Annotated in this window: 16 protein-coding genes and 2 rRNA genes (1 of these 18 running past the window's edge); 12 read left to right on the forward strand and 6 right to left on the reverse strand. The window is 59.6% G+C overall.

Annotated elements, in window-relative coordinates:
• The 6 genes from ACEN8R_RS00020 to ACEN8R_RS00045 all read left to right on the forward strand — a co-directional run.
• Positions 1–480 (forward strand): 23S ribosomal RNA (locus ACEN8R_RS00020) (it extends 2,412 nt beyond the left edge of the window).
• A 168-nt stretch (positions 481–648) separates the two neighbouring features.
• Positions 649–764: ribosomal RNA gene (gene rrf, locus ACEN8R_RS00025) — 5S ribosomal RNA — on the forward strand.
• A 149-nt stretch (positions 765–913) separates the two neighbouring features.
• On the forward strand, positions 914–1,573 hold the full coding sequence (locus tag ACEN8R_RS00030; RefSeq protein WP_018927224.1) for a paraquat-inducible protein A: 660 nt from the start codon (positions 914–916) through the stop codon (positions 1,571–1,573).
• Positions 1,560–2,183: a paraquat-inducible protein A gene (locus tag ACEN8R_RS00035; protein ID WP_007941211.1), complete on the forward strand. Its 624-nt coding sequence runs from the start codon at positions 1,560–1,562 to the stop codon at positions 2,181–2,183. The genes ACEN8R_RS00030 and ACEN8R_RS00035 overlap by 14 nt, the downstream gene beginning before the upstream one ends.
• Positions 2,176–4,479: a PqiB family protein gene (locus ACEN8R_RS00040; protein WP_018927223.1), complete on the forward strand. Its 2,304-nt coding sequence runs from the start codon at positions 2,176–2,178 to the stop codon at positions 4,477–4,479. Before ACEN8R_RS00035 ends, ACEN8R_RS00040 begins: the two co-directional genes overlap by 8 nt.
• Positions 4,480–4,608: 129 nt before the next feature.
• Entirely contained in the window at positions 4,609–5,550 is a 942-nt protein-coding gene (locus ACEN8R_RS00045; RefSeq protein ID WP_018927222.1) for an AEC family transporter, read from the forward strand.
• A 30-nt stretch (positions 5,551–5,580) separates the two neighbouring features.
• Here the strand turns inward: ACEN8R_RS00045 and ACEN8R_RS00050 are convergent, their stop codons facing one another.
• The 6 genes from ACEN8R_RS00050 to gatC form a co-directional block, all read right to left on the reverse strand.
• On the reverse strand, positions 5,581–5,961 hold the full coding sequence (locus tag ACEN8R_RS00050; protein WP_007941215.1) for a carboxymuconolactone decarboxylase family protein: 381 nt from the start codon (positions 5,959–5,961) through the stop codon (positions 5,581–5,583).
• A complete protein-coding gene (locus ACEN8R_RS00055; RefSeq protein WP_018927221.1) occupies positions 5,958–7,019 on the reverse strand; it encodes a calcium/sodium antiporter in 1,062 nt (353 codons plus the stop codon). The genes ACEN8R_RS00050 and ACEN8R_RS00055 overlap by 4 nt, the downstream gene beginning before the upstream one ends.
• A 50-nt stretch (positions 7,020–7,069) precedes the next feature.
• On the reverse strand, positions 7,070–7,444 hold the full coding sequence (locus ACEN8R_RS00060) for a septal ring lytic transglycosylase RlpA family protein (RefSeq protein WP_018927220.1): 375 nt from the start codon (positions 7,442–7,444) through the stop codon (positions 7,070–7,072).
• A gap of 191 nt (positions 7,445–7,635) precedes the next feature.
• A complete protein-coding gene (gene gatB / locus ACEN8R_RS00065; RefSeq protein ID WP_018927219.1) occupies positions 7,636–9,081 on the reverse strand; it encodes an Asp-tRNA(Asn)/Glu-tRNA(Gln) amidotransferase subunit GatB in 1,446 nt (481 codons plus the stop codon).
• A 10-nt stretch (positions 9,082–9,091) separates the two neighbouring features.
• Positions 9,092–10,543: an Asp-tRNA(Asn)/Glu-tRNA(Gln) amidotransferase subunit GatA gene (gene gatA / locus ACEN8R_RS00070; protein ID WP_018927218.1), complete on the reverse strand. Its 1,452-nt coding sequence runs from the start codon at positions 10,541–10,543 to the stop codon at positions 9,092–9,094.
• 16 nt (positions 10,544–10,559) lie between these two features.
• A complete protein-coding gene (gene gatC, locus ACEN8R_RS00075; RefSeq protein ID WP_007901429.1) occupies positions 10,560–10,847 on the reverse strand; it encodes an Asp-tRNA(Asn)/Glu-tRNA(Gln) amidotransferase subunit GatC in 288 nt (95 codons plus the stop codon).
• Between the two features lie 210 nt (positions 10,848–11,057).
• Between gatC and mreB the strand changes: the two genes are divergently transcribed.
• The 6 genes from mreB to ACEN8R_RS00105 all read left to right on the forward strand — a co-directional run bounded on the left by mreB (position 11,058) and on the right by ACEN8R_RS00105 (position 19,939).
• A complete protein-coding gene (gene mreB, locus ACEN8R_RS00080) occupies positions 11,058–12,095 on the forward strand; it encodes a rod shape-determining protein MreB (protein ID WP_002555108.1) in 1,038 nt (345 codons plus the stop codon).
• 143 nt (positions 12,096–12,238) lie between these two features.
• Positions 12,239–13,366: a rod shape-determining protein MreC gene (gene mreC / locus ACEN8R_RS00085; protein WP_081626525.1), complete on the forward strand. Its 1,128-nt coding sequence runs from the start codon at positions 12,239–12,241 to the stop codon at positions 13,364–13,366.
• Complete coding sequence (mreD, locus tag ACEN8R_RS00090) at positions 13,366–13,857, forward strand: rod shape-determining protein MreD (RefSeq protein ID WP_018927216.1); 492 nt, start codon at positions 13,366–13,368, stop codon at positions 13,855–13,857. The genes mreC and mreD overlap by 1 nt, the downstream gene beginning before the upstream one ends.
• A 91-nt stretch (positions 13,858–13,948) precedes the next feature.
• Positions 13,949–14,545, forward strand: a complete 597-nt coding sequence (locus ACEN8R_RS00095; protein ID WP_018927215.1) for a Maf family protein — start codon at positions 13,949–13,951, stop codon at positions 14,543–14,545.
• Between the two features lie 57 nt (positions 14,546–14,602).
• Complete coding sequence (rng, locus tag ACEN8R_RS00100) at positions 14,603–16,060, forward strand: ribonuclease G (RefSeq protein ID WP_007941226.1); 1,458 nt, start codon at positions 14,603–14,605, stop codon at positions 16,058–16,060.
• A 75-nt stretch (positions 16,061–16,135) separates the two neighbouring features.
• A complete protein-coding gene (locus ACEN8R_RS00105; protein ID WP_018927214.1) occupies positions 16,136–19,939 on the forward strand; it encodes a YhdP family protein in 3,804 nt (1,267 codons plus the stop codon).
• The last annotated feature ends 42 nt before the right edge of the window (positions 19,940–19,981 follow it).

The following is a 19,981-nucleotide window of genomic DNA, read 5'->3' on the forward strand; positions in this document are numbered from 1 at the left end:
AACGGATAAAAGGTACTCCGGGGATAACAGGCTGATACCGCCCAAGAGTTCATATCGACGGCGGTGTTTGGCACCTCGATGTCGGCTCATCACATCCTGGGGCTGAAGCCGGTCCCAAGGGTATGGCTGTTCGCCATTTAAAGTGGTACGCGAGCTGGGTTTAGAACGTCGTGAGACAGTTCGGTCCCTATCTGCCGTGGACGTTTGAGATTTGAGAGGGGCTGCTCCTAGTACGAGAGGACCGGAGTGGACGAACCTCTGGTGTTCCGGTTGTCACGCCAGTGGCATTGCCGGGTAGCTATGTTCGGAATAGATAACCGCTGAAAGCATCTAAGCGGGAAACTAGCCTCAAGATGAGATCTCACTGGGACCTTGAGTCCCCTGAAGGGCCGTCGAAGACTACGACGTTGATAGGTTGGGTGTGTAAGCGCTGTGAGGCGTTGAGCTAACCAATACTAATTGCCCGTGAGGCTTGACCATATAACACCCAAGCAATTTGTATGCTTCGAGCTGAAAAGCGAAAGGGCACCAGATTGCGGTGTGTGAAGACGCAATGAACCGAAAGTTCGCAAGCATTCACAAAAACCGCACAAACTATCGCATACCCAATTTGCTGAAGCGTCGAAAGACGGTTCGGTACCCGAATTTCTTGACGACCATAGAGCATTGGAACCACCTGATCCCATCCCGAACTCAGAAGTGAAACGATGCATCGCCGATGGTAGTGTGGGGTTTCCCCATGTGAGAGTAGGTCATCGTCAAGATTAAATTCCGAAACCCCTATCTGCGTATGCAGGTAGGGGTTTTGTTTTGCCCGCAGAAAAAGTCTACTTCGCTGGTAACACAAAATTGCACAGTTATTTTCGAGTCAGGGCACTAGAATAGGTCCAACTTTTTTGGAGCCAGAGCCTTTATGCCAGATCCGGTTGACGCCCCTGGGCTGTCAGATTTACCACTGGACGGTTTGGTGGCGTGTCATGAGTGCGACTTGCTGATGCGCAAGCCTGAACTCGCCCATGGTGAGAAGGCCATTTGTCCACGCTGCGGTTATGAGCTGTATGCCCATCGGCACAATGTCGTGCAGCGCAGTCTCGCCTTGGTCATTGCCGCCCTGTTGTTGTATATCCCCGCGAACTTTTTACCCATCATGCAGCTCCATCTACTCGGACAGTCATCGAATGACACCGTCTGGAGCGGTGTTGTCGGCTTGTTCGATACCGGTATGCAGGGCGTAGCAGCAGTCGTATTTCTCTGCAGCATGGGGATTCCGCTGCTCAAGCTGCTCTGCCAATTGGTGGTGCTGCTGAGTATCCGATTCAATATCGGACGCAGCTACGGTTTGCTGCTCTACCGCATTTATCACCATCTTCGGGATTGGGGGATGCTTGAGGTTTACCTCATGGGCGTGCTGGTCGCGATCGTCAAATTGGCCGATATGGCGGCGATTACCGTAGGTCTTGGTCTGGCGTGCTTTATCAGTTTGTTGTTGGTCCAGGTCTGGCTGGAAGTGGTGATGTCGCCGCACCAGATCTGGCAGGCATTATCAGGAGAAGATGCCCATGCGGGCGATTGATGCGGGCATTCTGATTTGTGCCGAATGCCACGAGTTGAACAAGCAGGAAGCTGGCACTGACGAGCAGGTCTGCACCCGCTGTGGTGCGTTGGTTCATGCGCGCCGACCGAACAGCCTGATGCGTACCTGGGCGCTGCTAGTCACCGCTGCGATTATTTATATCCCGGCCAATGTGCTGCCGATCATGACCGTCAGTTCCCTGGGGCAGGGCGATCCGAGCACCATCATGTCCGGCGTGATCCAACTGGTTCAGCACGGCATGATTCCAATCGCGGCTGTGGTTTTTATCGCCAGTATTCTGGTTCCTACGTTCAAACTGGTGGGCATCGGGTTGCTGCTGTTTTCGGTGCAGCGGCGCCAGCCACTCTCCGCACGCCAACGTATATGGATGTACCGCTTTATCGAGTTCATCGGCCGCTGGTCGATGCTGGATATTTTTGTGATCGCCATCCTGGTGGCGGTTGTGAATTTCGGACGGCTTGCCAGCGTCGAAGCCAATCTTGGCGCCATCGCCTTCGCCAGTGTGGTGATTCTGACGATGCTTGCCGCAGTAACTTTCGATCCCCGACTGATTTGGGATAACACGGAGTCGGACGACGACCATGACTGATTTGCCTACAGCGAAAACCCGACCGGCCTCTAACTGGTCTGCCATTTGGGTATTGCCCCTGATCGCCTTGCTCATTGGCGGTTGGCTCGCCTGGCGTGCCTATAGCGAGACAGGCATTGAGATCCATGTGCGCTTCGAAAGCGGCGAAGGTATTCAGGCCAACAAGACCGAAGTCGTTTACAAAGGTATGTCGGTCGGTAAGGTGAAAGCCCTCACACTCGATGACGAAGGCAGCGCCAAAGGCGTGATCGCCACCATCGAGATGAATAAGGACGTGGAGCAATACCTCAGAACCAGCACGCGTTTCTGGCTGGTCAAGCCGAGCGTAACCCTGGCCGGTATCACGGGCCTGGAGACGCTGGTCTCGGGTAACTATGTGGCTGTCAGCCCGGGAGAGGGCGAACCGACCCGCAAGTTCAAGGCCCTGGCCGAAGAGCCGCCGCTGTCGGACGCCAAGCCTGGTCTGCACCTGACCATCAAGGCTGATCGTCTTGGTTCGCTGAATCGCGGCAGCCCGGTGTTCTACAAGCAGATCCAGGTCGGTCAGATCAAAAGCTATTTGCTGTCCGCGGACCAGAACACCGTTGAACTCAAAGTCTTCATCGAACCGACCTATGCCAGCCTGGTACGCAAACACACGCGTTTCTGGAATGCCAGCGGCATCAGCATCGATGCCAACCTGTCCGGTGTGAAAGTGCGTAGCGAGTCCCTCGCCAGCATAGTCGCTGGTGGTATTGCATTTGCTACACCGGAAAACCGCAAGGACAGCCCGCCCACCGACCCAAGCCTGCCGTTCCGTCTCTATGAAGACTTCGATGCAGCCGCCGCCGGTATTCGGGTCAAGGTCAAACTCAGCGATTTCGAAGGCCTGCAGGCCGGTCGTACACCGGTGATGTACAAAGGCATTCAGGTCGGCAATCTGAAGGCGCTCAAGATTGACCCGGACCTCTCCAGTGCAACCGCCGAGCTGACGCTCGACCCATTGGCTGAGGATTATCTGGTCACCGGCACGCAGTTCTGGGTGGTCAAGCCATCGATTTCGCTGGCTGGTATCACCGGTCTGGAAGCATTGGTCAAAGGTAACTACATTGCCGTGCGCCCTGGTGACAAGGGGGGCGCACCGCAGCGCGAGTTCGAAGCACGGGCCAAGGCGCCGCCGCTGGATCTGCGTTCGCCGGGCCTGCATCTGGTGCTGTTCACCGAAAACCTCGGCTCACTGGAAGTCGGCAGTCCGATTCTCTACAAGCAGGTCAAGGTGGGTTCGGTGCAGAGCTACCAGTTCTCTCGCACTAAAAAACAGCTGGTGATCGGTGTGCACATCGAGAAGGAGTACGAGGGGCTGGTCAACGCCTCGACGCGCTTCTGGAATGCCAGCGGCATTACGCTGACAGGTGGGCTGACCGGTGGCATCCAGGTCAAAAGTGAGTCGTTGCAAAGCCTGATGGCTGGCGGCATTGCTTTCGAAACCCCAGAAGCCAAAGCGCCGTTGCGGAAGCGCATTCCACGTTTCCGTCTGTTCGCCAGTCATGAAGAGGCAAACCAGAAAGGCGCCGTGGTGACCATCAAGGTCGATCGCGCCGATGGTCTGCGCATGGGCACGCCGATCCGGTTCAAAGGCCTCGACGTCGGCAAGGTCGAAGACGTTGACCTCAGCGACGACCTGCAATCGGTGCTGCTGACTGCGCGAATCACGGAAGTGCCGGAGCGTATCGCTCGGGTGGGCAGTCAGTTCTGGGTGGTCAAACCTGAATTGGGTCTGATCAAGACGTCCAACCTTGAGACACTGGTGACCGGGCAGTACATCGAAGTGCAACCGGCGCCGAAGAATCTCGGTCCGCAAAAGGACTTCGTAGCGCTGACCAATCCTCCGGAAACCGCCAAGGAAGAGGCCGGTTTGAGCCTGGTATTGAGTGCTGCTCGTCGAGGCTCGCTGAAGACCGGTGTACCCGTCACCTATCGCGAAATCACGGTGGGCAAGGTGACTGGCTATGAACTGGGGCAGACGGCGGATCGAGTGTTGGTACACATCCTGATCGAGCCGAAGTACGCGCCATTGGTACGCAGTGGCACGCGGTTCTGGAACACCAGTGGTTTTGGTTTTGACTACGGCTTGTTCAAAGGCGCAACCATACGCACCGAATCGCTGGAGACGCTGATCCAGGGCGGTATCGCCTTTGCCACACCGGATGGCGACCGCATGGGTGTCCCGGCGCGGCCTGAACAAACGTTCCCGCTGTTCGACAAGTTTGAAGATGAATGGCTGACTTGGGCGCCGAAGATTTCTATCGGTAAGTAACCCGAGGTTAATTTGGCGCTTATCAGGACGTCTTCGCGGGCAAGCCCGCGAAGACGGTCTACCAGACGCCGACGTCTCCGGTGGCTTATCATTAGCCCCCTAACGACGCCCACCCAAGGTTCCCCCGGCATGCTGGCTATTTTCCTCGAAACCCTGAACATCACTGCGCCGGTGTTTGCCATGCTGTTTCTGGGTGTGCTGCTCAAGCGCATCGACTGGATCAACGACAACTTCATCCATACTGCATCGGCCCTGGTGTTCAATGTCACCATGCCGGCGTTGCTGTTTCTGGGCATCTTGCATGCCGACCTGCACGCTGCGTTGCAACCGGCGCTGCTGATCTACTTCTCGGTCGCGACCCTGATGTGCTTTGCAATTGCCTGGGGTTGGGCGATCTGGAAATGCCCGCGGGAAGATCGGGGCATCTACACCCAAGGCGCGTTTCGCGGCAATAACGGGGTAATCGGCCTGGCCCTGGCGGCGAGCATGTACGGCGACTATGGCATTTCCCTTGGGGCGATTCTCGCGGCGCTGGTGATCCTGTTTTACAACACGCTCTCAACCATTGTGCTGGCGGTCTATAGCCCGGTGATCAAGTCTGATCCGTGGAGTATCTGCAAAAGTGTGATGGCCAATCCGCTGGTCATCAGTGTGATAGCGGCCGCACCATTTGCCTGGTTCCAGATCGGCTTGCCGGGGTGGCTGGAGAGGTCCGGTCAATATTTGGCGCAAACCACCTTGCCATTGGCATTGATCTGCATCGGTGGCACGTTGTCGCTGGCGGCAATGCGCAAAAGCGGCACGATGGCGCTGAGTTCAAGTCTGGTGAAGATGATCGGCCTGCCGGTGCTGGCGACACTCGGCGCCTGGCTCTGGGGCTTTCGTGGGGCGGAGTTGGGGATTCTGTTTCTGTACTTCGGCAGCCCGACCGCCGCGGCCAGTTTCGTCATGGCCCGGCAGGCCAATGGCAATCATGAACTGGCGGCGGCGATCATCGTGATTACTACACTGATGGCGGCGGTCACCACCAATATCGGGATCTTTTTGTTGCAGTGGGGTGGGTGGATCTAACCTCGGGATTTGCGGCGTTCTTCAGGTCGTCTACTCCGGCTTCTGATAGGTATCGATCACTTCCTGCGCCGCCCGAAATGCATCGATCGCCGCCGGCACACCGGCATACACCGCGCAATGCAGCAGTGCTTCGCGAATCTCTTCCACCGTGCAACCGTTGTTCAACGCACCGCGCACATGGCCTTTCAATTCTTGCGGGCACTTCAACGCGGTCAGCGCAGCGAGAGTGATCAGGCTGCGGGTTTTCAGCGGCAAACCTTCGCGGTTCCACACGCCGCCCCAGGCGTGCTCATTGACGAAGTCCTGCAGCGGCTGGGTGAATTCGGTGGCGTTGCCCAGGGCGCGGTCGACGAACGCGTCGCCCATCACTTGGCGGCGGATTTCAACCCCAGGCTTCTTATCAGTGCTCATGGCAATTCCCTCTTGTGGTGTTGGCGACGCCAGGCGCGAAGAGAGGTGAACAGCAAAAACGCCACCAGCGCCGGCAGGACGAAAAACAGCATAAGGTGTTCAAGCTTGCCAGCCAGCGGCATGCCCGTGGTGAACGACACCACGTGCAGCCCATAGGCCAGGTACAAGCCCAAAAACAGCAGGCCTTCGGCGCGGGTCACCCGGTAGCCGGAATAGAACACAGGCAGGCACAGCACCGCGACTCCGAGCATCACCGGCAAATCGAAATCCAGCGCGTTGGGCGAGACCGACAATGGTGATGGCGCGATCAATGCGGTCAGCCCGAGCACGCCCAAAAGGTTGAACAGGTTGCTGCCGATCACGTTGCCCACCGCGATGTCCCGCTGACCGCGCAACGCGGCGATCAACGAAGTGGCCAGTTCCGGCAGGGAGGTGCTGACGGCGACGATGGTCAGGCCGATGATCCGCTCCGACAAACCCAGGTCGGTCGCGACCGCCACCGCGGCGCCGAGCAACAAGTGCCCGGCGAACACCAGCATCGCCAGCCCGGCGACAATCATCAGCAGGCTGCTGAACCACGGTGCCTGCGACGCTTCATGAGCCCCTGATGGCGGACGGGCCGAGTGCCGCGACTGGCGCAGCAGCAAGCCCAGGTACAGCACCAGCGCGGCCAGCAGCATCATGCCGTCGACTCGATTCAGTTCTTTGTTCCACGCCAGTACGAACACCAGCAGGCTGGCGCCGATCATCAGTGGAATATCCAGACGCACCAATTGTCGCGAAACCCGCAATGGAGTAATCAGCGCCGAGAGCCCGAGGGTGACGAGGATGTTGAAGATGCTGCTACCAATCACGCTACCGACGGCGATGTCGGCGTTTTGCGCCAGGGTGGCTTGCAAGCTGACCGCCATCTGCGGTGCGCTGCTGCCGAGGGCCACGATGGTCAGGCCGATGATCAGCGGCCGCACATGCAGGCGCGCGGCCAGGCGTACCGCGGCGCGCACCATCAGTTCGGCGCCGGCGATCAATAAAAACAGACCGCAGAGCAATTCAATCACGCTGATCAGGGGTAAATCGGCCAGTCCGAAAATAGTCAGCGCTCCGTCTATCAGTCGTCGAGGGCTTGCACGCGAACCTTCGCGGTGCCACTGCGCAGCATGCCCAACTGGTCGGCCGCTTCACGGGACACGTCGATCAGGCGCCCGCGAGAATACGGTCCGCGGTCGTTGATGCGTACCACGCAGGATCTGTCGTTATTCAGGTTGGTAATCTTCACCCGGGTGCCGAATGGCAACTGGCGATGGGCAGCGGTCAGGCCATGCTGATTGAAACGCTCACCGCTGGCGGTGCGTTTGCCATGGTGCTTGGCACCGTAATACGAGGCCAGGCCGGTCTTGTCGTAGCCGTGTGGATCGATGGTGTCGGTACTGGCACAACCGGCCAGCAGAGAGAGCAGGGCGCAAGCGCTGAGCAGACGTTTCATTTGGACGGCTCCCAAAATAAATGTGGCGAGGGAGCTTGCTCTCGCTCGACCGAGAAGCGGTCGCAAAATCGGCTGATGCATTCTCGCTGAAAGAGTGCGGTTGCCGATTTGGGCCTGCTTCGCAGACCAGCGGGAGCAAGCTCCCTCGCCACAAGGAATGGAGCCAATATTGAGAGTTGGCTCCATTCTCATCAGCCTTCGAGCTTGCTTTTAAGCAGTTCGTTGACCTGTTGCGGGTTGGCTTTGCCTTTGGAGGCTTTCATGGCCTGGCCGACGAAGAAGCCGAACATCTTGCCGCGTTTGGCTTCGTCTGCCGCGCGGTATTGTTCGACCTGTTCAGCGTTGGCTGCGAGCATTTCGTCCAGTACCGCCGAGATCGCGCCGGTGTCGGTCACTTGCTTGAGGCCGCGCTTGTCGATGATTTCGTCCGCGCTGCCTTCGCCGTTGGCCATGGCTTCAAACACCACTTTGGCGATCTTGCCGGAGATAGTGTTGTCCTTGATGCGCAGCAGCATGCCGCCCAGTTGCTCGGCCGAAACCGGCGACTGGTCGATGTCCAGGCCTTGCTTGTTCAACAGGCTGCCCAGTTCAACCATGACCCAGTTGGCCGCCAGTTTGGCGTCGCCACTGATGCTCACGACTTTCTCGAAGTAATCGGCTTGTTCGCGGCTGGTGGCCAGTACGCTGGCGTCATACACCGACAAACCGAACTGCTGCTGGAAACGCTCGCGTTTCTGCGGCGGCAGTTCCGGCAGGGTGGCGCGCACCTCGTTGAGGAACGAGTCCTCGATGACCACCGGCAGCAGGTCAGGGTCGGGGAAGTAACGGTAGTCGTTGGCTTCCTCTTTGCTGCGCATCGGACGGGTTTCGTCCTTGTTCGGATCGTACAGGCGAGTCTGCTGGATCACCTTGCCGCCGTCTTCGATCAGTTCGATCTGGCGTTGCACTTCGCTGTTGATCGCCTTCTCGATGAAGCGGAACGAGTTGACGTTCTTGATCTCGCAGCGAGTACCGAACTCGGCCTGGCCTTTCGGACGGATCGACACGTTGCAGTCGCAACGCAGCGAGCCTTCGGCCATGTTGCCGTCACAGATGCCCAGGTAGCGTACCAGCGCGTGGATAGCCTTGACGTAAGCCACGGCTTCCTTGGCGCTGCGCATGTCCGGCTCGGAAACGATTTCCAGCAACGGCGTGCCGGCACGGTTCAGGTCGATGCCGGTGGCGCCGCTGAATTCTTCGTGCAGGCTTTTACCGGCGTCTTCTTCCAGGTGCGCGCGAGTGATGCCGACGCGTTTGACCGTGCCGTCTTCGAGGGCGATGTCCAGGTGGCCCTTGCCGACGATCGGCAATTCCATCTGGCTGATCTGGTAGCCCTTGGGCAGGTCCGGGTAGAAGTAGTTTTTGCGGGCGAACACGTTGTGCTGACCGATCTCAGCATCGATGGCCAGGCCGAACATCACCGCCATGCGCACTGCTTCCTGGTTCAGCACCGGCAATACGCCGGGCATGCCGAGGTCAACCAGGCTGGCCTGGGTGTTCGGCTCGGAACCGAAGGTGGTGGAACTACCGGAAAAGATTTTCGACCGGGTGGTGAGCTGGGTATGAATCTCCAGCCCGATCACGACTTCCCATTGCATGTGTTTCTCCTCAGAAGCCGGTTGGGGTGCGGGTGTGCCAGTCAGTGTTTTGCTGATACTGATGGGCAACGTTCAACAGGCGACCTTCCTGGAAATACGGGGCGAGCAGTTGCACGCCGACCGGCAGGCCATCGACAAAACCTGCAGGCATGGACAAGCCCGGCAGACCGGCGAGGTTGGCGGTGATGGTGTAAACGTCTTCCAGGTACGCGGCGACCGGGTCGTTGTTCTTGGCGCCGAGCTTCCAGGCCGGGTTCGGCGTGGTTGGGCCGAGGATGATGTCGACCTCATTGAAGGCGGCCATGAAGTCGTTCTTGATCAAGCGACGGATCTTCTGCGCCTTGAGGTAGTAGGCGTCGTAGTAACCGGCCGACAGTGCATAGGCACCGACCATGATCCGGCGCTGTACTTCCGGGCCGAAACCTTCGCCACGGGAACGCTTGTACAGGTCTTCCAGGTTTTTCGGGTCTTCGCAGCGATAGCCGAAACGTACGCCATCGAAGCGCGACAGGTTGGAGGACGCTTCCGCCGGGGCGATCACGTAGTACGCAGGAATCGCGTGCTGCATGTTCGGCAGGCTGATTTCCTTGATCACGGCGCCGAGCTTTTTCAGCTCTTCAACGCTGGCCATGATCAGGTCGGCGATGCGCGGGTCCAGGCCTGCGCTGAAGTATTCCTTCGGCACGCCGATGCGCAGGCCTTGCAGCGAACCGTTGAGGCCGGCGCTGTAATCAGGCACGGGCTCGTCGATGCTGGTGGAGTCCTGCGGGTCGAAACCGGCCATGCCTTGCAGCAGGATCGCGCAGTCTTCGGCGGTACGGGCCAACGGGCCGCCCTGATCGAGGCTGGATGCGTAGGCGATCATGCCCCAGCGCGAAACACGACCGTACGTCGGTTTCAGGCCGGTTAGGTTGGTCAGCGCAGCGGGCTGACGAATGGAGCCGCCGGTGTCGGTGCCCGTTGCCGCCGGCAACAGACGAGCGGCCACCGCCGCCGCGGAACCGCCGGACGAACCGCCCGGAACATATTCCAGGTTCCACGGGTTTTTCACCGCGCCGTAGTAGCTCGACTCGTTGGCCGACCCCATGGCGAATTCGTCCATGTTGGTCTTGCCCAGAGTCACGGCCCCGGCAGCGGCCAGTTTGGCGACCACGGTGGCGTCGTACGGCGCCTTGAAGTTGTCGAGCATCTTCGAGCCGCAGCTGGTGCGGATGCCCTGGGTGCAGAACAGGTCTTTGTGGGCGATCGGCGCGCCGAGCAGGGCGCCGCTCTCACCGTTGGCCCGACGTGCGTCAGCGGCTTTCGCCTGCTGCAGTGCCAGGTCTTCGGTGAGGCTGATGAAACTGTTGAGCTGCGGGTCGAGCTGGGCGATGCGCGCCAGCAGGACTTTGGTCAGCTCTTCGGAGGAAAACTTTTTATCGGCGAGTCCGCGGGCGATCTCGGCCAGAGTCAATTGATGCATTGCAGGCTCTTTCCCTTTAGTCGATGACTTTCGGAACCAGGTACAGGCCGTTTTCGACCGCTGGTGCGATGGACTGATAGGCCTCGCGATGATTGGTCTCGGTCACGACGTCTGCACGCAGGCGCTGGCTGGCTTCCAGTGGGTGGGCCAGCGGCTCGATACCGTCGGTATTGACCGCTTGCATTTCGTCGACCAGCCCGAGAATGCTGTTCAGGGCCGAAGTGATGTGTGGAAGATCGGCATCATTGAGGCCAAGGCAGGCCAGATGAGCGATTTTTTCCACGTCGGAGCGTTCAAGCGCCATGGGAATCTCCAGTGGAAAACAAAACGGACCGCGTCCGTGTGTTAGATTGTCGGAACACTACCGCATATCTACGGTCTCAAGGCCGCGATTGTGGTGCTTGGTGCACAGAAAAGCAGCCAATTTAACATATTGGCGCCTTGCCCAAAATCCCTGTCGTTGTTAGAGTTTGCCGCACTTTTTTACCCACGCGTTGCCTAGGGTCCCTTTCCCATGTTCAAGAAACTGCGTGGCATGTTTTCCAGCGATCTTTCCATTGACCTGGGCACTGCCAACACCCTTATTTACGTGCGCGAGCGCGGTATCGTCCTGAATGAGCCATCGGTTGTGGCTATTCGGACACACGGTAACCAGAAAAGTGTCGTTGCTGTCGGCACCGAGGCCAAGCGCATGCTCGGTCGTACGCCGGGCAATATTGCAGCCATTCGTCCGATGAAGGACGGCGTGATCGCCGACTTCAGCGTTTGCGAAAAAATGCTGCAGTACTTTATCAACAAGGTTCACGAAAACAGCTTTTTGCAGCCTAGCCCTCGTGTGCTGATCTGCGTTCCATGCAAATCCACCCAGGTTGAGCGTCGTGCCATCCGTGAGTCGGCCCTCGGTGCCGGCGCCCGTGAAGTGTTCCTGATTGAAGAGCCAATGGCTGCTGCGATCGGTGCCGGCCTGCCGGTTGAAGAAGCTCGCGGTTCGATGGTTGTCGATATCGGTGGCGGTACCACTGAAATCGCGCTGATCTCCCTCAACGGTGTGGTCTATGCCGAATCCGTACGGGTTGGCGGCGACCGCTTCGACGAAGCGATCATCACCTACGTGCGTCGCAACTACGGCAGCCTGATCGGCGAATCCACCGCCGAGCGCATCAAGCAGGAAATTGGTACGGCCTACCCGGGCGGCGAAGTTCGTGAAGTCGACGTTCGTGGCCGTAACCTGGCCGAAGGCGTTCCACGCGCATTCACCCTGAACTCCAACGAAGTGCTGGAAGCTCTGCAAGAGTCGCTGGCCACTATCGTTCAGGCAGTGAAAAGTGCGCTGGAGCAATCGCCTCCGGAACTGGCTTCCGATATCGCCGAGCGTGGTCTGGTACTGACCGGTGGTGGCGCTTTGCTGCGCGACCTCGACAAGTTGCTGGCCCAGGAAACCGGTCTGCCGGTGATCGTCGCCGAAGACCCGCTGACCTGCGTTGCTCGCGGCGGTGGCCGTGCATTGGAAATGATGGATAAACACACCATGGACCTGCTGTCGAGCGAGTGATCTCGCCCGATGCATCTATGCTGGTGAGCCCGCAGGCAGCACTTTGCAGTGCTGCCTGTTGGCGTTTATCTTCTGTCAGTCTGCATCCAGGCCGGTTTGATGCCGTATGAATAAAGAGAACATTTGCCTGGGAGGAGCGGCTTATTAAACCGCTTTTCACCAAAGGCCCCTCACTGGGCGTGCGCTTGTTGGTGCTGGTCGTGCTATCGGTCGCGCTGATGGTGGTCGATGCCCGCTTCACACTGCTCAAGCCAGTGCGTAGCCAAATGTCGCTGGTGCTGATGCAGTCTTACTGGATCACCGACCTGCCACAGCGGCTATGGCAAGGTGTGGCCAGCCAATTCGGCAGCCGGACCGAGCTGGTCGCCGAAAACGAAAAACTCAAAACCGAAAACCTGCTGTTGCAGGGCCGCATGCAAAAGCTTGCCGCCCTCACCGAGCAGAACGTTCGGCTGCGGGAGTTGCTCAACTCTTCCGCGCTGGTCAACGAGAAGGTCGAAGTGGCCGAGTTGATCGGCATGGACCCCAACCCCTTTACCCATCGCATCATCATCAATAAAGGTGAGCGCGACGGTGTGATCCTCGGTCAGCCGGTGCTCGATGCCCGTGGCCTGATGGGGCAGGTGGTCGAGTTGATGCCGTACACCTCTCGGGTACTGTTGCTGACCGACACCACCCACAGCATTCCGGTGCAGGTGAACCGTAACGGTCTGCGTGCGATTGCCAGCGGCACCGGCAACCCGGAACGCCTTGAGCTGCGTCATGTGGCCGATACCGCCGATATTAAGGAAGGCGATCTGCTGGTCAGCTCCGGCCTCGGTCAGCGTTTCCCGGCGGGTTACCCGGTAGCGACGGTCAAGGAAGTGATCCACGATTCCGGTCAACCGTTTGCCATTGTGCGTGCGGTGCCGACTGCCGCGCTGAACCGCAGTCGTTATTTGCTGTTGGTGTTCAGTGATGGTCGCACAGCCGAGGAGCGCGCCAATGAAGCCGCTCAGGCTCAAGAGGCTCTGGACCGGCAAGGTGGCGGGCCGATCATTCCTGCAACCGTGCCGAAACCGGCCGCGTCGGTGGTACCGGCTGCCGCTGCAACTCCGGCTGCCGCACCTGCCGCACCTGCCGCCGCGACCCCAGTCAAACCTGCCGCGTCCCATCCTGCTGCCGCCAAGCCACCCGCGACGGCGACGGCCGCCAAACCCAAACCTGCGGCCGTGAAGCCTGCTGCCAAACCGCCTGTCGCTGCGCCGGCCACCACTGGGGGAACAGAATAATGGGCGGTGCAACTTCCTCCCGAAACGGCTGGATGGTCTGGCTGACGTTCGCCATCGGCATGTTGCTCAGCGTTTCACCGCTGCCGCAATTCATGGAGATCCTGCGTCCTTTGTGGCTGGCCTTGCTGTTGGCCTTCTGGGCGTTGGCCCTGCCGCATAAAGTCGGCATGGTCACCGCCTGGTGCCTGGGGTTGGCCGAAGACGTGCTGTATGGCACGTTGCTGGGCCAGAACGCATTGATCCTCACGCTCATTACGTTCCTGGTGCTGTCGCTGCAACAGCGCCTGCGCATGTTCCCGATGTGGCAACAGAGCCTGGTGATCCTGGTGATCTTCGGCCTCGCCCAACTGGTTCAGTTGTGGCTGAGCGCCCTGACCGGTAATCGTCAGCCGACCCTGGCTCTGGTGTTGCCGGCACTGGTCAGTGCGTTGCTCTGGCCTTGGATCAGCTTCGGTTTGCGCGGTTTGCGTCGACGCTACAAAATTAATTAATTCGGTCAGGCATGTGCTCGCACCCGGTGTCCTGTCTCGCCAAAAAGGAACAGTATTCGTGAGACAGGGCACTAGACAGGGAGATGTCTTGATGAAACAGCTGTACCTCGCCTCAGGCTCGCCGCGTCGGCGTGAACTGCTCACGCAGATCGGCGTGCCGTTCACCGCCATCAGCGCGGACATCGACGAAACCCCTTTCCCTGAAGAATCCCCATCGGCCTATGTCGAGCGTTTGGCGCGCGGCAAGGCCGAGGTCGGGCGCGGGGCGATCGTGTCCGACGCGGATTTCTGCGTGCTGGGCGCCGACACTGCCGTGGTGCTGGACGGGAAAATTCTCGGCAAACCAGTGGATGAAGCCGAAGCGTGCGCCATGCTTATGCTGTTGTCCGGGTGTGAGCATGAAGTCCTGACGGCGATTGCAGTGCACGATGGTGAACGTTGCGAGTCTCTGGTAGTGCGCAGTCTGGTGCGTTTTCGCACCATCGGCCGCGATGAAGCGGCGGCCTATTGGGCCAGCGGCGAACCCCGGGACAAGGCGGGCGGCTACGGGATTCAAGGGCTGGGCGCGGTGTTCGTCGTCGGGCTCAATGGCAGCTACTCGGCGGTGGTCGGTTTGCCGCTGTGCGAAACCGCAGAACTGCTCGGCCATTTCGGCATACCCTGTTGGCAAACCCTTAACGCGCACTGAGCGTCGTACTGACAAGATGCGGCCATTATCGTGAACATGCCTGAACGAGACCCTGCCATGAGTGAAGAGATCCTGATCAACATCACGCCGATGGAATCACGCGTGGCGGTGGTCGAAAACGGTGTTCTGCAAGAGGTCCATGTCGAACGCACGCAAAAACGCGGGATCGTCGGCAATATCTACAAAGGCAAGGTCGTTCGGGTATTGCCGGGCATGCAGGCCGCCTTCGTCGATATCGGGCTGGACCGCGCCGCATTCATTCACGCCTCGGAAATTTCCCTGCGCGAAGGCCCGGCGGTGGAGAGCATCAGCTCGCTGGTTCACGAAGGCCAAAGCCTGGTGGTGCAAGTCACCAAGGACCCGATCGGCTCCAAAGGCGCACGCCTGACCACGCAACTGTCGATCCCGTCGCGCTATCTGGTGTACATGCCGCGCACTGCCCACGTCGGTATTTCCCTGAAGATCGAAGACGAAGCCGAGCGCGAACGCCTCAAGCAAGTGGTCACCGACTGCGTGGAGAAAGAAGGTATCAAGGAAGCCGGCGGTTTCATTCTGCGTACCGCTGCCGAAGGGGCCGGAGCCGATGAAATCCTCATGGATATCCGCTACCTGCGCAGGCTTTGGGACCAGATCAACGCCCAGATCAAAACCATCAGCGCGCCGAGCGTGATCTACGAAGATCTTGGTCTGGCATTGCGTACCTTGCGTGACCTGGTGAGCCCGAAGATCGAAAAGATCCGCATCGACTCCCGGGAAACCTTCCAGAAAACCACACAGTTCGTCGCCGAACTGATGCCGGAAATCGCTGACCGTCTGGAGCATTATCCGGGCGAGCGGCCGATTTTCGACCTGTATGGCGTCGAAGACGAAATCCAGAAAGCCCTGGAGCGCAAAGTGCCGCTCAAGTCCGGCGGCTATCTGGTGGTCGACCCGGCGGAAGCCATGAGCACCATCGACGTCAACACCGGAGCCTTCGTCGGTCATCGCAATCTCGAAGAAACCATCTTCAAGACCAACCTCGAAGCCGCCACCGCCATTGCCCGTCAACTGCGTCTGCGCAACCTGGGCGGGATCATCATCATCGACTTCATCGACATGGAAGATGAAGAGCATCAGCGTCAGGTGTTGCGCACCCTCGAGAAGCAACTGGAGCGCGATCACGCCAAGACCAACATCATCGGCATCACCGAGCTGGGCCTGGTGCAGATGACCCGCAAGCGCACCCGCGAAAGTCTCGAGCAAGTGCTGTGCGAACCGTGCAGCAGCTGCCAGGGGCGCGGCAAGCTCAAGACCCCGGAAACCGTCTGCTACGAGATCTTCCGCGAAATCCTGCGTGAGGCCCGTGCCTATCAGGCCGAAGGCTATCGCGTGCTGGCGAACCAGAAAGTGGTCGACCGCTTGCTCGATGAAGAGTCGGGCAACGTCGCCGAGCTCGAAGGGTTTATCGGGCGCACCATTCGGTTTCAGGTAGAAACCATGTATTCCCAGGAACAATACGACGTGGTGCTGCTCTGAAGCGTTGTATTTCAATTCCACTAGAACGGCTGGCCTCAGCTTTTTGCAGTATTATTGCCATGGGAGCCAACTGACATGGACGGTCTGACACGCATTTTGGCCGCATTGACCCGCTGGGGTCTGGGCCTGTGCGCGTTGGTTTTGGTGTTGATGGCGCTGTTCGTCAGTCTCGGCCGGGAGCTGACACCGCTGGTGGCCGAATACCGTGCCGATGTCGAAGCCAAAGCCAGCGCCGCCGTGGGCATGCCGCTGCACATCGGCGAACTGGAGGGCAACTGGAGCGGCCTCGCCCCGGTGCTGCTGGCCCATGACGTGATGGTCGGCGAGGGCTCCAATACCTTACGCCTGGACAAGGTGCGCGCGGTGCCGGATCTGTGGGCCAGCCTGCTGGCGCGCGAAATACGCATCGCACATCTGGAGCTCAACGGCCTGAAGATCAGCCTCAAGGAAGGCGAGGACGGTCATTGGGCGCTGGAAGGGTTGCCGGTGCGGCAGGATCAGCCGCTGGACCCGGAGCAGTTGTTCAATAGTATGCAGATGGTCCAGCAATTGTCGGTGCTCGACAGTCAGGTGACCTTGCAGCCACTGGATCAGCCGCCGCTGACCCTGACCTACGTCGGCCTCAATCTGAGAACCGGTGTGTCGCGTCAGCGCCTCGACGCCCGCTTGACCCTGCCCGACGGTCAGCCGGTTGCGATGAGCCTGCGCACCCGTATCCGCGCCAGCCAGTGGCAGGATGGCGAGGTTGAGGCTTACTTGAGCCTGCCGCAAAGCGATTGGTCGAAATGGTTGCCTGAGCGCCTGACCCAACAATGGAATTTCTCCGAGATCAAGGCCGGTGGCGAGCTCTGGGTGAACTGGCGCGAGGGCGCCCTGCAAAGTGCGGCGATCCGTTTGAACGCGCCGCAACTCAACGGCGCCTACGCCGAGCGCAAGCCGATCCAGATCAACAATCTGGCGCTTAACGGCTATTTCCAGCGCAGCTCCACAGGCGTCCTGGTAACCCTGGATTCCCTGGCGATGAGCCTGGGTGAAACCCGCTGGGAATCGAAACTGCAATTTCAACAAACCGCGGCGACCGACGAGACGCCAGAGCTTTTGCATCTGCAAGCCGATCGCATCGACCTCACGCCGCTCACCCCGTTGCTGAACGCATTGGGGCCGCTTCCGGAAGGTGTCGCTACGGCCGTCGAGCGGCTCAAGGTCACCGGGGTATTGCGCAACGTGCTGATCGACTTGCGCCCTGCGGCTACCGATGACAGCAAATTCAGCTTTGCCGCCAATCTGGAGCGGGTCGGCTTCGACGCCTATCACGGTGCACCGGCGGCGCGAAACGTCAGTGGCAGCATCAGCGGCGATCTCGGGCAGGGTGAGTTGCGCATGGACAGCAAGGATTTCTCCCTGCACCTGGACCCGATTTTCGCCAAGCCATGGCAGTACATTCAGGCCAATGCGCGGTTGAACTGGAAGCTCGATAAAGAAGGTTTCACCCTGATCGCGCCGTACCTGAAGGTGCTGGGCGAAGAGGGCAAGATTGCCGGCGACTTCCTGATTCGCCTGCATTTCGATCACACCCAGGAAGACTACATGGACCTGCGGGTCGGCCTGGTCGACGGCGACGGTCGCTATACCGCCAAGTACCTGCCGGCCGTGTTGAGCCCGGCGCTGGACGAATGGCTGCGTACGGCGATTCTCAAAGGCGCGGTGGATGAAGGTTTCTTCCAGTATCAGGGATCGCTGAACCATGGCGCCCCGGAAACAGCTCGCAGCATCAGCCTGTTTTTCAAGGTTCACGATGCCGAGCTGGCGTTTCAACCGGGTTGGCCGCATGTCAGCAAGGTCAGTGGCGATGTGTTCATCGAAGACAGCGGCGTGCGGATTCTCGCGGACAAGGGCCAATTGCTCGACACCCAGGTCAACGACGTCTACGTCAATATTCCCCATGTGCCTGCCGGACAGAGTCCCCACCTGTTCCTCGATGGAGGGTTCGCTGGCGGATTGGGCGATGGCCTGAAGATTCTGCAGGAAGCACCGATCGGCACCGCCGACACGTTCGCCGGCTGGGAGGGCGAGGGCGATCTGCAAGGCAAGCTCAACCTGGATATCCCGCTGGTCAAAGGTGAACAACCGAAAATCCTCGTCGACTTCAAGACCGACAAGGCTCGCTTGAAACTTCGCGAGCCCGTCCTGGAACTGACACAGCTCAAGGGCGACTTCCGCTTCGACAGCGCCAAGGGGTTGAGTGGGCAGAAGATCACCGCGCGAGCGTTTGACAAGCCCGTGACCGCGCAGATTTTTGCCGATGGCAGCGCGGGCAAGCTCAACACTCGGGTCACTGCGGCGGGTCAGGTCGAAGTCAAGAAACTCACCGAGTGGCTGAACGTCACTCAGCCGCTGCCGGTGTCTGGTGTAGTCCCTTATCAGCTGCAACTGAATCTTGATGGCGCCGACAGCCAATTGATCGTCAGCTCCAATCTCAAAGGCGTGGCGGTGGATTTGCCGGCGCCGTTCGGCATGGCGGCGGATGTCGGCCGCGACACCGTGTTCCGCATGACCCTGCAAGGACCGGAGCGGCGTTACTGGGTCAACTACGGTGAGCTGGCGAACTTCACGTTTGCGGCTCCGACCGGCAATTTCGTCGACGGTCGCGGTGAGTTGTTTCTCGGCGGTGGTGATGCTGTGCTACCCGGCAACAAAGGCCTGCGCGTGCGCGGTGTACTGTCCGAGCTGGATGTGTCCCCCTGGCAGGATCTTGTCAGCAAGTATGCTGGCCAGGATCCAGGCGGCAGCGCCAAGCAATTGCTCAGCGGCGCGGATTTCAAGGTTGGCAAGCTCAGCGGTTTCGGCACCACCCTTGATCAGGCGTCGGTGCAGTTGACGCGCAAGCCGGCCGCCTGGGCGCTGCAACTCGACAGTCAGCAGGCCAAGGGCACCGTCGGTATTCCCGATGCCAAAGCCACACCGATTGCGGTCAATCTGCAGTACGTACGTTTGCCGGCCCCAGACCCGACGGTGCTGGCCGACGAGAATTCTCCGGATCCGCTGGCCACTGTGGACCCGACGAAAATCCCGGCGCTGGATATCACCATCAATCAACTGTTCCAGGGGCAGGACCTGGTGGGCGCCTGGCTATTGAAAGTTCGCCCGACCGGCAAAGGCATTGCCCTCAACTCCCTGGATATGGGCCTCAAGGGCATCTTCCTGCAGGGCAACGGGGGTTGGGAAGGCACGCCCGGCAATTCCAGCAGTTGGTACAAGGGCCGGGTCAGTGGCAAGAACCTCGCCGACGTGCTCAAGGGCTGGGGCTTTGCGCCGAGCGTTACCAGTGAAGAGTTTCACATGGATGTCGACGGTCGCTGGCCTGGCTCACCGGCGTGGCTGGCCACCAAGCGCTTCTCCGGCAGCCTCGATGCGTCGCTCAATAAAGGTCAGTTTGTTGAAGTCGAGGGCAGCGCCCAGGCTCTACGGGTATTTGGCCTGCTCAACTTCAACTCCATTGGCCGCCGCTTGCGCCTGGACTTTTCCGACCTGTTCGGCAAAGGCTTGAGCTATGACCGGGTCAAAGGGCTGTTGGTCGCGAGCAACGGGGTCTACGTGACCCGTGAGCCGATCCGGCTGACCGGGCCGTCGAGCAACCTGGAACTCAACGGCACCCTGGACCTGGTGGCTGATCAGGTCGATGCCAAGTTGCTGGTGACCTTGCCGGTGACCAACAATCTGCCGATTGCCGCGCTGATCGTCGGTGCGCCAGCCGTAGGTGGGGCGCTGTTCCTGATCGATAAGCTGATCGGTGACCGCGTGGCGCGCTTCGCCAGCGTCAGATACACGGTCAAAGGTCCGTGGAAAGAGCCGAAAATCACCTACGACAAGCCTTTTTGAAAAGCCACTTTCCAAGCCTATGGAGTAGCATGGCCGTAAGTC

The organism is Pseudomonas sp. Pseusp15, assembly GCF_059492165.1.

What these genes read in the sequence shown, in the direction of transcription:
- mreB (WP_002555108.1), top strand. Translation starts at nt 11,058, where the DNA reads ATGTTCAAGAAACTGCGTGGCATGTTTTCCAGCGATCTTTCCATTGAC.
- rng (WP_007941226.1), top strand. Translation starts at nt 14,603, where the DNA reads ATGAGTGAAGAGATCCTGATCAACATCACGCCGATGGAATCACGCGTG.
- gatB (WP_018927219.1), bottom strand. Translation starts at nt 9,081, where the DNA reads ATGCAATGGGAAGTCGTGATCGGGCTGGAGATTCATACCCAGCTCACC.
- mreD (WP_018927216.1), top strand. Translation starts at nt 13,366, where the DNA reads ATGGGCGGTGCAACTTCCTCCCGAAACGGCTGGATGGTCTGGCTGACG.
- ACEN8R_RS00060 (WP_018927220.1), bottom strand. Translation starts at nt 7,444, where the DNA reads ATGAAACGTCTGCTCAGCGCTTGCGCCCTGCTCTCTCTGCTGGCCGGT.
- ACEN8R_RS00030 (WP_018927224.1), top strand. Translation starts at nt 914, where the DNA reads ATGCCAGATCCGGTTGACGCCCCTGGGCTGTCAGATTTACCACTGGAC.
- ACEN8R_RS00040 (WP_018927223.1), top strand. Translation starts at nt 2,176, where the DNA reads ATGACTGATTTGCCTACAGCGAAAACCCGACCGGCCTCTAACTGGTCT.
- ACEN8R_RS00095 (WP_018927215.1), top strand. Translation starts at nt 13,949, where the DNA reads ATGAAACAGCTGTACCTCGCCTCAGGCTCGCCGCGTCGGCGTGAACTG.
- ACEN8R_RS00045 (WP_018927222.1), top strand. Translation starts at nt 4,609, where the DNA reads ATGCTGGCTATTTTCCTCGAAACCCTGAACATCACTGCGCCGGTGTTT.
- ACEN8R_RS00035 (WP_007941211.1), top strand. Translation starts at nt 1,560, where the DNA reads ATGCGGGCGATTGATGCGGGCATTCTGATTTGTGCCGAATGCCACGAG.
- ACEN8R_RS00050 (WP_007941215.1), bottom strand. Translation starts at nt 5,961, where the DNA reads ATGAGCACTGATAAGAAGCCTGGGGTTGAAATCCGCCGCCAAGTGATG.
- ACEN8R_RS00105 (WP_018927214.1), top strand. Translation starts at nt 16,136, where the DNA reads ATGGACGGTCTGACACGCATTTTGGCCGCATTGACCCGCTGGGGTCTG.
- gatC (WP_007901429.1), bottom strand. Translation starts at nt 10,847, where the DNA reads ATGGCGCTTGAACGCTCCGACGTGGAAAAAATCGCTCATCTGGCCTGC.
- gatA (WP_018927218.1), bottom strand. Translation starts at nt 10,543, where the DNA reads ATGCATCAATTGACTCTGGCCGAGATCGCCCGCGGACTCGCCGATAAA.